Source organism: Chryseolinea soli (genome assembly GCF_003589925.1).
Taxonomy (GTDB): Bacteria; Bacteroidota; Bacteroidia; order Cytophagales; family Cyclobacteriaceae; genus Chryseolinea; species Chryseolinea soli.
In genome coordinates, this window is the sequence record NZ_CP032382.1 from 3,112,217 (window position 1) to 3,127,843 (window position 15,627).

The window sequence follows — 15,627 nt, forward strand, 5'->3', positions numbered from 1 at the left end:
CATAAAGACGGATCTAGTCTTTGGCATTTGTTCATCCCAGACAGTTCAGCATGCGGTTCTTAAAAAAAACTGACTTTTATGTCATATTTTCAGATCTCGTGTCACTAAGAAGGTAAGGATCAAACATTGTGCATGAATCAGGAACTTGAAAACACCTTTTTAAAGGCGTTAGAGCAAAATCAGCAGAAGCTGCTTAGGATTTGCTCTGTTTATGCCGAAGATGCCGACGACAAAAAAGACCTTTTCCAGGAAGCGGTGATCAATATCTGGCAGGCTATGCCCGCTTTTGAGGAAAAATCTTCGCTCAGCACCTGGATGTTTAGAATTACGCTCAACGTCTGCCTTCGTCTGCAATCCAGACAAGTGAGAAAGCGAGACCGTTTCCTGAAGATGGACAGCATCAGGATAGAAAACATCACAATCGAAGAGACCAGCAGTGAGGATCATGAGCGGCTGATAAAACTCAGAGCCTGTATCAAGAAACTCAACGATGCCGACAGAGCCGTCATCACGCTCTACCTGGAGGAATTGCCCTATAAGGAAATCTCGGAAATCACGGGCCTGACGGAAAATCATGTCGCGGTGATGATCAAAAGAATCAAGGAAAAATTGTTGAACTGTATAATCGAAAGGTCATGATGGAAGATGAATTGATAAAAATCTGGCAATCGTCTCCGAACCAGGAGCGTGCAAAGTTTGAGAAATCGCGTTTGATGTTGGATGTGCAATCAACCTTGGATCACCTTCATAAAAAAATAGCCTATCGGGATGCCATGGAACAAATCGCGGTTGTAGTGGGAATTCCCATCTTCGCTTACTATGCTTATCACATTCCATTTGTCCTGACAAAAATCGCTTCTGTCTTGATCATTTTCTGGGGAGTATTTGTGATCATACGGATACGAAGTGCGAAAAAGCACAAACCGAGTGCGTTCACGGAAACTTACCTTGAATATTTATACAAGACCAGAGAGTATCTGAAAATTCAAAAGCGGCTGTTAGACAGCGTGCTTTACTGGTACATTTTGCCGGCAATGACCCTCCTATTCTTGTTTACCCTGGGGCCAGGGATCGCCGGGCGATTGCCAAGAATTGTGAAAATGACGGCGGGTAATGTTGCCATAGCAGTGGCTACGTACCTCTTAAATAAAAGCGCGGTAAAGAAGCAATTGATGCCCAGACTGGAGAAAATTGATGCGCTTATCGAGGTGATGGAAAAATCATAATACCCCACGTGTCATTCGCTATGCAATTCTAAAATATTATCCTTTCAGAAATTTTTGAAAGCCCTCTGTATCAAAGAAAATAGTCAAAGCGTCCAGTTTGCCATTTTTGACACTCCATAATTCAGCCACGTTGGCGTTGATGCTTTTGCCGTTGGGGAAAACATAGTCATAATTGGCCAGTACAAAGGCGCCTTCTTCCGAGGTGAAAATTTCTTTCGGACGCATATCGGTAAAGAGTGCGCTAAACCGCTTGATGATCTCAAGGTAAGCTTGCTTGCCCACGATCGGGTCCGTCTTCGTCATATCGCCGCCGATAAATTTGAAGTCATCGGCAATGGTTACTTCCCAGCCTTGTTTTTTTGCAAAGCCTTTGTAGTAAGTGTCCAGGAGTTCTTTTGTGGTCATGGCGTTTATTTTTTTACAAAACTACCCTCGCTTTCCAAGGAATCAGGGGTGCTAGATGGACATTGTGATGGGTTGATTTGGACAGGCCTGTTTTTTATCTTTAATCATAAGATGAATCACTATGAAGCAGCTAACCATTCTCGTCCCAAACGGATACCACAATCTCAGCAGTGTTGTTGGCTCCTATGAAGTATTCTTAAAGGCCAACGCTTTTTACCAAAGCCTGGGAAGAAAGCCGGTATTCAAAATAACGCTGGCCAGCACGTCGAAAACCGTGAAGTTGCATGACAATCTATTTGCCATAAGACCACACGCGCAGATAGAAAAGATTGCCCGGACCGACTTGATCATTATTCCGGCTGTGCGGCCTGATTTTTCGCAGAGCGTCCGGCAAGTCAAAGCCCTTAATAACTGGCTGATTGAAATGCACGGCAAGGGCGCAGAAATTGCGAGCATTTGCACGGGCGCTTTTCTCCTCGCCTCCACCGGTTTATTGGAGAGCAAGAGCTGCTCCACGCATTGGATGGCCGCCCATGAATTCAGGCAAATGTTTCCGGGGGTGAACCTGGGCACCGATAAGCTGATCACCGACGAAGATGGCATCTACACCAACGGTGGTGCATTTTCTTTTCTGAACCTGCTGCTCTACCTCGTGGAAAAATATTATGATCGCCAGACCGCCATTTATTGTTCAAAGATCTTTCAAGTCGATATCGACCGGCAGAGCCAATCGCCGTTCACCATTTTCTCTACGCAGAAAAAACACGGCGATGAGGTAGTAAAAAAAGCGCAGGTGCATATCGAAAGTAAATTGACCGAAAAAATTTCGATGGGAGAGCTCTCCTCAAAGCTCAACGTGAGCCGGAGGAATTTCGACAGACGCTTTATTAAAGCAACGGGCAATACACCGGTGGAATATTTGCAGCGCGCGAAAATAGAAGCGGCAAAGAAAGCGTTGGAGACCAGTCGCAAAAACGTAAACGAGGTGATGTATGATGTGGGCTATTCGGATGTCAAAGCTTTTCGCGAAGTGTTTAGAAAGATAACGGGCATGTCGCCCTTGGACTACCGGAACAAGTATAATAAGGACGCGGCGATTTGAACCACGGGAGGGGTAAGTTGTTTGAGAGGACTTGCCTCCCAGGCTAAAACGTTTGGGGTTGTAAAAGAAACGATAAAAAAAATGGTGCGGATCAGATAATAGTCATTGGCGGGAAGCAAATTGATCTATATATTGACTGGAAAGGAAATCCCCCATGAAAAAAATATTTTTGAGCCTCTCGGTTGCCCTGGCGTGTATGGCCCTGATCCATTGCAGTAAACCGGTCAAGAAACTTCCCCGAATAGCCATTGCAGGCTTAGCCATTGAATCCAGCACATTTTCACCGGCGTTAACACACGAAGAAGCGTTTCATGCCAAAGTAGGAGACACCATTTTGTCGTCGTATTCATTTTTGGCTCCCGATTCACTGGACCGCAAGCGAGCCCAATGGTTTCCGGCCTTGATCGGACGCGCGCTGCCCGGAGGCGTCGTGACACGCGAGGCCTATGAGTCGTTAGTAAAACAAACATTGGACTTGCTGAAGAAAGACCTTCCCTACGACGGTTTGTTCTTTGACATCCATGGAGCCATGAGCGTGGTCGGTCTCGACGATCCGGAAGGAGATCTGATTGTCAGAATACGGGAAGTGGTGGGAAACGAAACCGTCATCTCGACCTCCATGGATCTGCATGGAAACGTTTCCTGGCGTCTGGCTCAAAATAGCGACTTGATCACCTGCTACCGGATGGCCCCCCATGAAGATGCCGTGCAATCCGATAAGCGTGCTGTAGATAACTTGTTATCGAGGATCGAAAGCGGTAAAGGTAAGCCGGCTTACAAAGCCTATGTCGCTGTACCCATTTTGTTGCCGGGAGAAAAGACCAGTACGCGGGTTGATCCAGGAAAAAGTTTATATGCGCAAGTGGCACCCGCCGCTGCACAGCCCGGCGTGACCGACGCTGCGATCTGGATCGGCTATGCGTGGGCAGATGAACCCCGCAATCACGCCGTCGTGATGGTGACCGGCGACGATAAAGAAAAAGTGACCAAAGCTGCAGAAGATATGGCCAAGAGTTTTTGGAATGTAAGAAACGAATTCGCATTCATTGCCCCTACCGCTTCGTTAAAAGAAGCATTGGACAAAGCCGTTGTCAGCGACAAACATCCCTTTATGATCAGCGATATGGGCGACAACCCAACGGCTGGCGGTGCAGGCGATGTTACCTGGACATTGAATGAGATCCTCGCGCGTCCCGAGTTCAAGTCCGAAAAAGGCCCGTCGCTCATCTATGCTTCACTGCCCGGACCAGAGTTGGTGGAGAAAGCGATTCAAGCGGGAGTAGGAGGGAAGGTAGACGGCTTTGCAGGTGCTGCGATTGATTCGCGTTTCTCACCACCCGTGAGATTGGTTGGTGTTGTAAAAGCCATCGAGCAGGGAGACGAGCATGCAGAAACAGAAGTAGTAGTAAGAGTCGGAAGCGTAAATGTGATCGTCACCAAAAAGCGCAAGCCTTATCACCGGGAAGTAGATTTCACAAGGCTTGGGCTGGACCCACGGAAGACGGATATCGTAGTGGTGAAACTCGGCTACCTGGTGCCGGAACTTTACGACATGCGGGCGGACTGGATCATGGCCCTGACGCCCGGTGGTGTTGATCAGGATCTGGAAAGATTACCCTTCAAAAGGATCGAGCGCCCGATGTTTCCATTTAACAAAGATATGGCTGACCCGGATCTGAGTGCGAAACTGGTACCATTGTCGGGCGCTAAATAGGATGATAAATTCTTTTGAATAAAAAGGCACCTCGAAAAAGGTGCTTTTTTGTTTTGATATGCCTGTATTTGTAGAATGTTCAACCTTTGATGGATCGTGATGAACGAATGTCGGATATATGTTTTCCCGGGAAGAAGTATCGCGTACTAAGCACGAGTTCTGGACTGCTTTTGGCAGATATATGAACCCGGTTCTTTCGGCCGAGGGCATGAAGATCAACTGGATGAACTATCACACCAAAATTAAAGGGGTTTACTTCCGCATGGACGCAGGGCTGAAGTCGGCCGCCATTTCTATTTCGCTCGAACATGGCGATGCGGAGATCCAGGAATTATACTTCGAGCAGTTCCAGCAATTTAAAGACCTCCTGCACGCCACGCTCGACGAGGAATGGGATTGGCAGTTGCACGTTCCTGTTGAGGGCAGGATCGTCAGCAGGATATATAAAGAGTTGCCCCGTGTATCGGTAATGAACAAAGATCACTGGCCCGACCTGATCTCCTTCTTCAAGCCGCGCATCATTGCGCTCGACAGTTTTTGGGAAAATGCAAAGTATAGTTTCGAGGGCTGAAATGAAATAACATCTTGCTGTCATTCTCCCGTCAATGCATACCCTTCCAGCCACTGCAGCACGAAAGGATTACGGCATCGTTAGATATCGTTCGTCGGGTTGTTGTTACTTCACCTTTTCTGCCCGCACCATTTTGTAGATCCGGCCATCGTATTTGGTCATCACATACATTTCTCCCTGGGCGTCCTGGCCAAGACGCATGTCCACGCGACCTAAGCCGGCGATGGCCAGCAGCGTGGTCTCTTTGCCTCCGATGCGCAAGTGCAGCCGGTGAATGTCGGCTTGTTTGCCTTCGCGGATTTTTGACACGTCGGCGATGAAGACCTTTCCTTTGGCGATATCGCCCAGGATGAATTTTCCGGCGAAGGCCGGTATGGCTTTGCCTTTGTATTCATATCCTCCCGCCATGGCAAGGCCTTCGTCGTGATCGTATTGTATCACGGGATACACCAGGTGGTTGATGGAATCGTTCGGAGGCAGCGGATAGACCAGGTTGATGTCGCCCTCGGAGTCGATCACGAAGTTTCCCTCGCGGATGGGCCAGCCGTGATTTTTACCCTCCATCACTTTATAGAGCGACTCGATATGATGTTGGCCGACATTGCCCGCCAATATTTCGCCCGTTCTCAGCCACGTGATGCGGTGTGGATTTCGAAACCCATAGGCATAGATCTCTTTGACGGTGCCCGGGGAGGTGTCCTTTGCAAAGGGATTGATGGCGGGAATGCCATAGCGACCGTTCTTGCTGTTGGTGCCCAGGGGATCTATCCTGAAAATCGAGCCCAGGTAGCAATGTTCGTTTCCAGCCAGGAAGGGGTATCCATATTCTATTGCTCCCGCATCGCCGATGCCGATGTAAAGAAGTCCGTAGTCGGCATCTTTCGGTTTTGCATAGGGATTGAACGCGATCTCCTGCACGCCGTGCATCTGAGTGACCATATCCCAGCGAAGAATTTCACGGCCTTTGCCGGCAAAGGGAACCTGGCCGGGCTTGTCTGTTTTCCACTCGGTCAGCACCCACTGTAACGTAGAGGGGATAGAGTCGGCATAGGTGAAATCTGCTGGTTTGCTTTTGGGTGGCTCGGCGTGGGTGGTGTAGAGCAGACCGTTGGATTTGAATTCGGGATGAAACGCAAAACTGCCAAAGCCCGTGGCCATGCCGGGTTCGTCGATAAAAGCGGACTCTTCTTTCTTTATATCGAAATAGGGAGTCGCTTTATTTTTCTCCACCACATAGAGGGTGCCGCGGAGATCGAGAACATAAAAACCGCCGTTCGGTGCGGACTGAAATTTCGTTATCCGCGTAAACAGGTTTTTGTTACTCGAAGCGGGCATCTGTGTAACCGGTTCGAGATCAACCTGGAGGTCCGACATCGGTATGGAATCCGGGAAGGGATCTTTGATGGCCGTGAGCGTGTCATAGTTGTTTTTTATCAGACGCTTCACCTTGGTGTGGAGGAAGGCCAGCAGGTTTTCCATCTCGCCATCGCTGAACTGACCGAACGCGGGCATCACACCTTTGAAATCGGCTTTCAGGTCAAGTGCCCGGTGATCTTTTTGATCGATATAGTTTTGGGGATTGCTGATGAACCCTTTGATCCATGATTTTGAAGTATCCTGTGTCACACCGGCCAGGTTGGGTCCTATACCGTCTATCCGAAAATTGTGACACGCACTGCAATTTTTGGAAAATAATGCTTCGCCCGCGTGGATCGATTCGGTATCCGATGAGTAGAGCGCTTGTTCTTTTACTTTATTGCAGGAGGTGAGTCCAGACAGCGCAACGATGATGAGCAGCACCGAATATTTGCACAGAGGTTTTAAGAGGGGTGACGTGGAAATCATGGACGAAAGGTTTTTATTAGATCACTTAAAAGGCCGCAAGCCATAACGGGGGGGTTATAGGAATGCTTGTGTGTCTCAAGCACACCAAACGAGATAGTGCGCGAAAACACTAATCAAGTAAAGAAAAAAAATTAAGGAATGCGCTGGGTGATCCCATGTTTTTTCGGTGAGCAATATAAATATAAAAGGAAGGGATGAAGATGAGATTCCGGAGACGGGTGTCTCTCGATTGACCGCGGTTTAATAACTTTAGTTAATTTAGGCGAAGTAAAACGACAATAAATAATTCTCATGCAAAGCAGTATTATCATTGACAAACTGAAATCCCTTGGCATAACCTTTGGTGAAGTGCCTCAACCCGGAGGGTCCTACGTGGCCGTCAACATCCGGGGGAACGTCGCCTATGTGGCCATCCAACTTCCCATCAAAGACAACCAGTTTTACTTTCTCGGTCGCCTCGGCAAAGAGGTCACCACCGAGCAAGGCTACGAGGCCGCAAAGATGGCAGCCACGAATGTGCTATTACAGATCGATAAATTCGTGGGCTACGATCGGATCATAGGATTGAACCACGCCGACATCTACTACCAGGTCCACGACACCTGGGACGAAGGCCCCCAGGTAGCCAACGGAGCATCCGATCTGTTCCTTAAAGTCTTAGGCGACCGCGGACTCCACACCCGCGCCATCCTTGGTGTCGACAAATTGCCAAAGAATCACAGCGTCGCACTTGTTACTTCTTTCACGATCAAATGAATTGCCGAAGCGAACAACAACATGGAATCTCGTCATGGCTACTGGCTACTGGCTCCCCCATCAGACCGCGATCGCCGGCCGGCGCTTTCCGACCTTGGTCGCTTGTTCGAACGCGAACCCCATTTGCAACACCCTGAAGTCCGCATTATACCTCCCCACAATTTGCATCCCGATCGGAAGCTCGCTCTTCGAAAAAGCACAGGGCACGGACAAAGCCGGGTTGCCCGCGACAGAGACGTAATAAGACGAACGCATCCAGTCGAGATAGGTCAGCATTTTTACGTCGCCTATCTGATCGGATAAGGCGTATTGACATCAAAGGGCAACACCTGGCTCACGGGCATGATGAGGAATTCATATTTTGTCAGGAACTGTTGCACGCGTCTGTACAACGCCGAGCGCTTCATCTCGAGGCGTGAAAGGTAGGGTCCGGTCAGCTTGCGTCCTTCTGTGATGTGCCATTTGGTGTACGCATTCATTTTATCGCTGTTGCCTTCCAGCAGGTCCCCGTATTGTGCCTCGTATTGCCAGTGCCGGAAATTGACAAAGCATTCGTTGGCGTCGGTCATGTCCGGTTCGTTTTCCTCAACAATGCAACCCAGGTCCTCGAATACTTTGCGTTGGGAATGAACAGCGTCGATGACTTCTTTTTCCCAAGGCAAGCCGAGGTCTTTGATGAATGCAACCCTGACGCCTTTGAAATCACGACCCAATGGTTTAGCGAATTGTCTCGGATCGTCCGCAAGAGACAATGGTGAACGGAGGTCGGGCCCGGCCTGAACACTTAGAAGCAGAGCACAATCTGAAACGGTACGTGCCATGGGCCCCTGTACACTCAACGTTTGATTTGCAATTTTTACGGCCGCAAGCGGTACCCTTCCTGGTGAGGTTCGAAGGCCTACCACATTACAGAAGCTGCCCGGGTTGCGCAAGGATCCAGCCATATCGCTGCCATCGGCGAGGGGCGTCATGCCACAGGCCAGCGCGGTTGCGCCGCCACCGGTGCTGCCCCCGCAGGTCTTGGATGGATCATAAGGATTGAACGTTGGGCCAAAGACAGGATTGAAAGTTTGCGATCCCATACCAAGCTCGGGCACATTTGTTTTTCCGATCACGATCGCACCCGCATTTTTCTGACGCTCGACAATCAATGCATCCTGTGTTGGGACAAGATCTTTCCACAGGGGCGAGCCATACGTCGTTCTCAGACCCTGGGTTTCGATGAGGTCTTTCACCGCGATCGGCAATCCGTGTAGCGCCCCGGTTGTATTTCCTTTGGCGATCATTTCGTCGGCGGCAAGCGCTTGTGCCATCAGTTGCTCTTCGGGCACAAACGTAACGATGGCATTCACTTTTGAATTTACGTTTGCGATCTGTTTGAGGTGGGCCGTCATGACTTCGCGCGCGGAGATCTTTTTTGTTCTTAACCATGCGGCCAGTTCCACCGCGGTCATAAAACAGATTTCATCGGGTGCTGGCACGGGCTTGCCTTCGCTGCCGGGTGCGGCATGATCTTTGGCCACGACGATCGAAGTAAGGCCGATGGATGCGAGCGTTGCCGCAGAACTCTTCAGGATCATCTGGCGGCGGGTAATTTTGTTTTTCATGAGGAGCGGTAGCAGGGAGATGAAAATTCGATTTGTAAGCCAAGGAAAGGTGATGGTATGTCGACTACTTCGAGCCCTCTGGACTCAAAACGTCCAGCACATTTTTCCATACACCATCGGCTTGCTTCTTCCACACGCTGACGGAGTTGTATTGATGCGTCACAGGATTTCCGGTGGAGTCGTTGGCTATTATCGTAGTTTTCTCCAACAGGTATCCCAACTCGCCGCTCTGGGCGATCTCAGCTTGCTGAGGTTCCCAGCTGATCTGGAAACTGGGATCTTTATAACTCCCTTCCACCATCTGGCGTATGGCCGTTTTACCTTTCAAGGTGGCATCTCCCGCTGAGATCACGGTGGCGTCGTCGGCCCAATAGCTTAAGGTTTTCTCTACGTCGCGCTTGCTGGCATATTGCGACCATTCCCGGCTCAGCTGCATGAGTTTGTCGCCTTCGGCCTTTGTGTCGACGGTGGTCCGGCTGCAGCCCATCAGGACGAGCACGAGAGAAATCGAGGTGAGTATTTTTTTCATAGGGTATTGGTTAATGGTCAGTTGCTGAATTTACGGATTATTATCCCTTATACGAAATCCAGAATGAACAACAAGGGTTAGTTTGCCCAGACAAGAATGCCCGACAGGATCTGACCTCCACGAGGATGAGCCTCAAGTTGTGACAGACTTTCAAGATCAACTAACCCTCATTGCAAACCATGTTTCAAAAACAAGTCAGTTTTTAATCGACACATTCCTCCGATTGGTCGATTAGTCCCTGCGCTCCAATAGGTTGACAATATTTTGTAAATGATTTTTGCGTTGGTGGTGATAGAAAATATAAATGTAGATGCGAATGAGAAACTCAGTAGCCCTTTTCTTTTGTGCTGCGCTCTTGTTGGGAGGTAGTGCGTGTAGCAGCGATGATGACAACACCACTGCGGATACTACCGATACGGGCGAAACAAACCCGGACCCGATCGAGGTGTCGAGCTGTTCATCATCAACCGGTATGGAGAAGATCATTTGTCTTTCCGATGCCTTTAAAACGCAATTGACTTCGTCGCAATTGGCCGCAGCGCAGCGAACATACACGACGAGCGAGGCCATGAAGTGGTCTAACTTTCCGGAGGCGCTCTACGGCCAGCGCGTAGGGCTTGACTTTGGCTCCATGACCTCGACCCAGATCCAATATGCAAAAGCGCTGTTAAAAGAAATCGCAGGCACGAGCGACAACGAGGGCTGGGATGAGCTTCAAAAATTGCTGAACGCCGATGAATACTTGAAAGAAAATGGTGGTGGCTCCGACTACGGCGCAGCAAACTACTACATCGCATTTCTCGGCACACCTGCCGCTACCGGCACATTTGAAATTCAGTACGGTGGGCACCATGTGGCCTTTGCAAACACGTATACCGACGGTGTGCTCGTGGGCGCAACGCCATCTTTCAGAGGCATAGAACCGTTCTCGGCGTTTGAATGGAATGGCGAAACAAACCAGCCGTTGGTTCAAGAGAAGGACGCCCTTTCAGCGATGCTGACCGCCCTGTCATCCGATCAGTTGACGTCTGCCAAGCTGGCGTCAACCTTTTCAGACTTAGTTGCCGGGCCTCAAAAGGATGCCAATTTTCCCACAACACCCTCCGGGGTGAAAGGCGGCGATCTTTCTTCCGAACAGAAGGATCTGATCCTGACCGCCATCAAGACCTATGTAGAAGATGTAGAAGATGCCGAGGCCATACTAACCAAGTATACAACCGAACTCGACGACACCTACATCGCCTATTCCGGAACAACCGGTCTCACAACAACCAATGACTACGTACGCATCGACGGCCCTTCGGTGTGGATTGAATACTCCTGCCAACGCGGTGTGGTGCTCTCCGGGACCCACCCTCACTCGGTGTGGCGTGATAAGCTGACCGACTACGGAGGAAATTAAGGCGGACAATTCTTTCGCTTTTATTACTGATGGAGTACAAAGGCGCCGGCTCAAATTTTTCATTGACCGGCGCGCAAAAGAATATGGGTCAAATAAAACTTCCTGCGGCTGTCATTTCCAAGTGTATTTTAACCGGAGCCATGTTTGTGCTTGGTTTGAACGCGGTGGCGCATCCGATGCCCAATTCCGTGGTAAGCCTTTCGGTGTTGGAGAAATGGATCAGCGGCGAAGTAAAAATTCCGCTGCTTGAACTGGAAAGCGCCATCGGTCGAAAAGCCGGCGAGTTGGATACCGATTTTTTCCGCGAATATTTTGAAAGTCATATCCAGGCCGTATCGGGCAAGCGCACCTGGCATACTGAAATTGAAAGTTTATCGACCATAACGGACACCAGCCCTTTTGTTGGCGAGTATCAGGAAGTTGTCGTTCATTTTAAACTGACCCCGCCGGATGCCCGTCTGCTGCGGCATTTTACTTTCGAATACGATGCCGTGATTCACCAGGTGATTACGCATCGCGCATTGGTATTTGTGCAGTACGATTGGAACAATGGCCTTCAGGACCAGTCTGATTCCGAGCCCCTTGGTGTGATCGGATTGGACGTGCCCAGCGGAAAGATCTTTCCGCTGGAAGTGCATCTCGAAGAGGGAAGTTGGATCAACGGTGTGAAGGGAATGTTTTTGTTGGGCATGAAACATATCCGGGAAGGACTCGACCATATCTTGTTCCTGTTAACCCTTTTGCTCATCGCGCCTTTGACCATCGAGGATAGAAAATGGTCCGGGTATCAGGGATTCCGGTACACGCTCGAGCGCTTTTTAAAGATCAGCTTGGCCTTTACCTTAGGTCATTCGATCACACTGCTGGCAGGAAGTCTAAACCTGGTCGATTTTCGTGTGCAGTATGTAGAAGTGCTGATTGCTGTTTCGATTCTTGTTTCGGCGGTGAACTGCGTCAAGCCCGTCTTTTTTAAAAAAGAGGTATTTATTGCCGGCGGATTTGGATTGATCCACGGGCTGGCCTTTTCGATTTCGTTGTCACACCTTGAGCTCGGTCTGGGCAGCAAGCTTCTGAGCATTGTGGGTTTCAATCTTGGGATCGAAGCCATGCAGCTCATCATCATGGCGTGCTTTCTCCCGATGCTCCTGATGAGCAAATGGAAAGCTTACCCTGCGGTGAGAACTGCTTTCGCCGTGTTCACCATCATCCTTTCCACGGCATGGATCGTAGAACGGATCGCGACAAAGGAAAATTTTATCACCGCCCACTTCAACAAGCTGTTGTGACGCGCGTCTATTTCAGTTTTTGACTGAAAAAATCAACCGTCCGTTTCCACGCCAGTTCAGCGGCCGCTTTGTCATAGCGCGGAGTGGTGTCGTTGTGAAACCCGTGATTGGCGGCGGGATACATATACTCGGTATATTCTTTCTTGTTCGCTTTGAGCGCCGCTTCATAGGCCGGCCAGCCTTCATTGACACGCGTGTCGAGCTCGCCATAGTGTATGAGGAGCGGCGCGTTGATCTTCGGAACATCTTCGGCAGCAGGTTGCCCTCCATAAAACGGAACGGCTGCCGCCAGGCCGGGGATCCGGACGGCCATCATGTTGGCGATCCAGCCGCCAAAGCAAAAACCAACTACCCCAACTTTGCCATTGCAATCTTTGTTGGCTTTCAGGTAGTCATAGGCTGCGATAAAATCTTCCAGCATCTCGTCCCGGTTGCGCTTGCTTTGAAGCTCGCGTCCCTGATCGTCGGTTCCGGGATAGCCGCCCAGCGGCGTGAGCATATCGGGTGCGATGGCAATGAAGCCGGCCAGGGCTGCCCGCCGGCAAACGTCTTCAATGTGAGGATTCAGTCCCCTGTTTTCGTGCACGACCACGATGCCTCCGAGTTTCTTTTTTGCATCAACAGGTTTCGACAACAAGGCCTTGATCGTTCCCGCACCCTTGGGCGAAGGATAGTTGATGTATTCTGATTTTAATCTGGGGTCGTTCGGTTGGATTTGAATGCCACCTTGATAGTCCGGCATGAGAAAACTCATCAGCGCGGCCACGGTAACGCCGCCTACGGCATAGGTGGTCAGCTTTTCGCCAAATTGCCGTCTGTCGATGCGGTTGTGAGCATAGTCGTCATAAAGGTCAAATACCTCTTGTTTGATGTCTTCTTTTTTGAGGGTATGCATAGGATGGATAAGGTTTTTTGCTGGTTTAAGTTAAGAAATCAAAGGAATAGGCCGGCTCCTTCGGCAGCCGGGATTTGCCGGTCATAACACCTTTTCATATGCATTTGTTAATGTCCCTAAAAGATTGGTCAGCGCGGGAAGATCAGGCATGTGTTTTCGGAACGTAAACGGCACCCTCATGCCTGACGCTGCCTCCGGTGGACGCTACCGAACGTTTACAACATAGGTAAAAACGTAGCGTTCGTTCAAAAGAAAATGAACGGTCTGTGTTCCTCTCGCAGGGAAGGTGTGGTCAACGCAATAACGACCGCCGGGTTTTGCTTGAAAATGGGCATCGAAAGTTTGCTTCGCGTTCGGGCCTTCAACGGACAACTGCACACTTTCAATGATCTCATCGCCGCTCTTGACAAACTGAAAGGAGACAGTTTCTCCTTTTGCTGCGACGAGGTTGAGCGTTTTCGGGAACATCTCGTGGATTTCGTGTAACAATGCGCCACTATAGATGAGCGGCCCATTTAAGAATTGGTCCAACGTGGGCTTGTGCGTCAGGAGCATCCAGGTGGGATCCAATGGGTAATGGTTTTGAACAAACGAGGAAGGGTCGGCTAAAAAATAGGACACATCAAACTTCTGCACATACCTGGATTGCTCCGTGTCATATGCTCCACTCGACCACGTGACGTCGGACAGATACCATTTGTTGTGAAGCCGGACCGCATTCCACGAATGGTTGGCGATGCCGGTTCCACCTACATTGGACTGCGTGTTTCGCCCATAGCCGTCAATGATCACGCACGCCAGGCGGGCGTGCGTAGCCAGCTCCCGGACCAGGTAGGCATAACCCGAGCACACCGTCTTTTGCTTTTCAAGCAGATTTTTGAATACGCGCAAACAGAATCCTTTGTTCCATGCTGCGAGATCTTCCGGTTTTTTCAGGCTTTCTCTTTTTTGTTTATTCTTTAGAAAAAGCGAGTAGTCATACTCGATGTTGTTCGCTACCCAAACGTAGATAGCCCTGAACTTTTCCTCTTCCGTTGGCAACGACCGGGTCAATTTGTCGGCCAGACTTTTTAGATCGTTTAAAGGGTGCTTGGGATATGCTGCTGCGAGATGGTCGGCGTTTCTAAAGTCAGTGCACGCGAAATCGGTTCGCTGTGCATGCAGGGGCACCGAAAAGATTACAACGATACAAAACGTTAGCGTGGCCTTCATCCTATGGAGAATAAGAAGATCAGAATATGGCTTTGATGGCTTCCCATAATCTGCGAACACCCGATGGTTTGGCCTTGTAGGTTTGGTCGACGGCTACGGCGCCCATCAATGCCAGGTAGGCAGGGGGCATCGACACTTCGAGTGGGTCAGTTAATCTCTGGATGACACGCTCCTGAGGTTCAAGGCCGATAAAATTAAATATCAGTACATCGCCTTCTTTGAGCTTCCGGGGAAATTCAAATCGACCGTCTGCATCCGTGAAGGTGTGTTCCATGGAGCCTTTCAGGTAAACATTAACCCCGGGAAGTGGCGAATGGTCCTCATCGGATTTAACAACCCCGCGGATGACTTGCTTCTCTTTGATCGCCGCACGTTCTGATGCCGTCGCTTCCGGATGCTGAACCACTTCCGTGTTGGTTCTGGCACTGGGGATTTGTGCCGAAGTGGGTTTGCTCATCACAACCAGCAGCAAGCTCACAAGGCCGGCCCTGAACAACGTCAGCCCCGGATTGATTTTTACAACGGCCGTGTTTGAATAAGCTTTTAATTGATCCGGGCGAAAACGTCCGCAGGTGTGGGTTGGCCTGGCGCGAAAAAAATCAATGATTTCAGCGTCGCCCATTTTGGTAAAGTCGATAACCGTTTTTTGACAGGAACCACAAAATTTGCCACCGGATGCGGGCGTAAAGGCATCCCATTTTTCGGAACAAGGCGAGGAGATGGAGAGTGAGATATTTTGTTTCATAACCGATGTTTCTTGTAGGATGCGGGGGAAGGGGGGATTCCATAAGAAAGGGTGGATTTTTTAATGGCTTAGCCACCATTTTCGTCTCTCGCCAGCCTAAAAAGCTACTTTTCGGCCTGTTTTCCGGGGTTTAATGAATATTCAATATTTATTTCAATTTGGTCTGGACGTGACTTCTGAAATCGTCTTCAAAGGATAAGCGAAATGCCCTTTCTTTCTATGATAGATTGACAATCAATACGTTATAACTGTGTGTGTAATTTGTACGGAAATCATACACACAAAATTGCACGATGTACGGAAACTGTACGTATATTGTATGAAAGTGTATT

16 protein-coding genes are annotated in these 15,627 nt (G+C 49.5%); 8 read left to right on the forward strand and 8 right to left on the reverse strand.

The features are described from left to right. Positions 1-132: 132 nt before the first annotated feature. Positions 133-639 carry an RNA polymerase sigma factor gene (locus tag D4L85_RS13440; RefSeq protein WP_119754787.1) on the forward strand — a complete coding sequence of 169 codons (507 nt, stop codon included), beginning with the start codon at positions 133-135 and terminating at the stop codon, positions 637-639. Continuing rightward, on the forward strand, positions 636-1,226 hold the full coding sequence (locus tag D4L85_RS13445) for a hypothetical protein (RefSeq protein WP_119754788.1): 591 nt from the start codon (positions 636-638) through the stop codon (positions 1,224-1,226). Before D4L85_RS13440 ends, D4L85_RS13445 begins: the two co-directional genes overlap by 4 nt. 36 nt (positions 1,227-1,262) lie before the next feature. Here the strand turns inward: D4L85_RS13445 and D4L85_RS13450 are convergent, their stop codons facing one another. Then, positions 1,263-1,631: a nuclear transport factor 2 family protein gene (locus D4L85_RS13450; RefSeq protein WP_119754789.1), complete on the reverse strand. Its 369-nt coding sequence runs from the start codon at positions 1,629-1,631 to the stop codon at positions 1,263-1,265. Positions 1,632-1,752: 121 nt separating this feature from the next. On the opposite strand from D4L85_RS13450, the gene D4L85_RS13455 reads away from it, so the two are divergent. From D4L85_RS13455 to D4L85_RS13465, 3 genes are all read left to right on the forward strand, one after another. Further along, entirely contained in the window at positions 1,753-2,733 is a 981-nt protein-coding gene (locus tag D4L85_RS13455; RefSeq protein WP_119754790.1) for a GlxA family transcriptional regulator, read from the forward strand. A gap of 196 nt (positions 2,734-2,929) precedes the next feature. Then, positions 2,930-4,447, forward strand: a complete 1,518-nt coding sequence (locus D4L85_RS13460; RefSeq protein ID WP_228450945.1) for a M81 family metallopeptidase — start codon at positions 2,930-2,932, stop codon at positions 4,445-4,447. A 181-nt stretch (positions 4,448-4,628) separates the two neighbouring features. After that, positions 4,629-5,018: a DUF4268 domain-containing protein gene (locus D4L85_RS13465; RefSeq protein WP_335621965.1), complete on the forward strand. Its 390-nt coding sequence runs from the start codon at positions 4,629-4,631 to the stop codon at positions 5,016-5,018. 105 nt (positions 5,019-5,123) lie between these two features. Here D4L85_RS13465 and D4L85_RS13470 read toward each other — a convergent pair whose 3' ends face one another. Beyond that, positions 5,124-6,863 (reverse strand): PQQ-dependent sugar dehydrogenase, encoded by a 1,740-nt coding sequence (locus tag D4L85_RS13470; protein ID WP_119754793.1) that lies wholly within the window; start codon positions 6,861-6,863, stop codon positions 5,124-5,126. A 291-nt stretch (positions 6,864-7,154) separates the two neighbouring features. On the opposite strand from D4L85_RS13470, the gene D4L85_RS13475 reads away from it, so the two are divergent. Further along, entirely contained in the window at positions 7,155-7,619 is a 465-nt protein-coding gene (locus D4L85_RS13475; RefSeq protein ID WP_119754794.1) for a RidA family protein, read from the forward strand. 60 nt (positions 7,620-7,679) lie between these two features. Here the strand turns inward: D4L85_RS13475 and D4L85_RS34940 are convergent, their stop codons facing one another. The 3 genes from D4L85_RS34940 to D4L85_RS13485 all read right to left on the reverse strand — a co-directional run bounded on the left by D4L85_RS34940 (position 7,680) and on the right by D4L85_RS13485 (position 9,755). After that, the gene (locus D4L85_RS34940; RefSeq protein ID WP_250645400.1) at positions 7,680-7,895 is read right to left on the reverse strand and encodes an amidase family protein; all 216 of its coding nucleotides are present in this window, start codon (positions 7,893-7,895) and stop codon (positions 7,680-7,682) included. 11 nt (positions 7,896-7,906) lie between these two features. After that, a complete protein-coding gene (locus D4L85_RS13480; RefSeq protein ID WP_250645401.1) occupies positions 7,907-9,226 on the reverse strand; it encodes an amidase family protein in 1,320 nt (439 codons plus the stop codon). 64 nt (positions 9,227-9,290) lie between these two features. Beyond that, positions 9,291-9,755 carry a YybH family protein gene (locus D4L85_RS13485; protein ID WP_119754795.1) on the reverse strand — a complete coding sequence of 155 codons (465 nt, stop codon included), beginning with the start codon at positions 9,753-9,755 and terminating at the stop codon, positions 9,291-9,293. A 316-nt stretch (positions 9,756-10,071) separates the two neighbouring features. Here D4L85_RS13485 and D4L85_RS13490 point away from each other — a divergent pair, with 316 nt between their 5' ends. Further along, positions 10,072-11,157, forward strand: coding sequence for a DUF3500 domain-containing protein (locus D4L85_RS13490; RefSeq protein ID WP_160143710.1), 1,086 nt, complete (start codon positions 10,072-10,074; stop codon positions 11,155-11,157). Positions 11,158-11,240: 83 nt separating this feature from the next. After that, positions 11,241-12,443 (forward strand): HupE/UreJ family protein, encoded by a 1,203-nt coding sequence (locus D4L85_RS13495; protein WP_160143711.1) that lies wholly within the window; start codon positions 11,241-11,243, stop codon positions 12,441-12,443. 7 nt (positions 12,444-12,450) lie between these two features. Here D4L85_RS13495 and D4L85_RS13500 read toward each other — a convergent pair whose 3' ends face one another. The 3 genes from D4L85_RS13500 to D4L85_RS34770 all read right to left on the reverse strand — a co-directional run bounded on the left by D4L85_RS13500 (position 12,451) and on the right by D4L85_RS34770 (position 15,295). Then, on the reverse strand, positions 12,451-13,338 hold the full coding sequence (locus D4L85_RS13500) for a dienelactone hydrolase family protein (protein WP_119754798.1): 888 nt from the start codon (positions 13,336-13,338) through the stop codon (positions 12,451-12,453). A gap of 204 nt (positions 13,339-13,542) precedes the next feature. Continuing rightward, entirely contained in the window at positions 13,543-14,550 is a 1,008-nt protein-coding gene (locus tag D4L85_RS13505) for a transglutaminase domain-containing protein (protein ID WP_119754799.1), read from the reverse strand. A gap of 19 nt (positions 14,551-14,569) precedes the next feature. Beyond that, positions 14,570-15,295, reverse strand: a complete 726-nt coding sequence (locus D4L85_RS34770; RefSeq protein WP_228450881.1) for a carboxypeptidase-like regulatory domain-containing protein — start codon at positions 15,293-15,295, stop codon at positions 14,570-14,572. Positions 15,296-15,627: the final 332 nt, after the last annotated feature.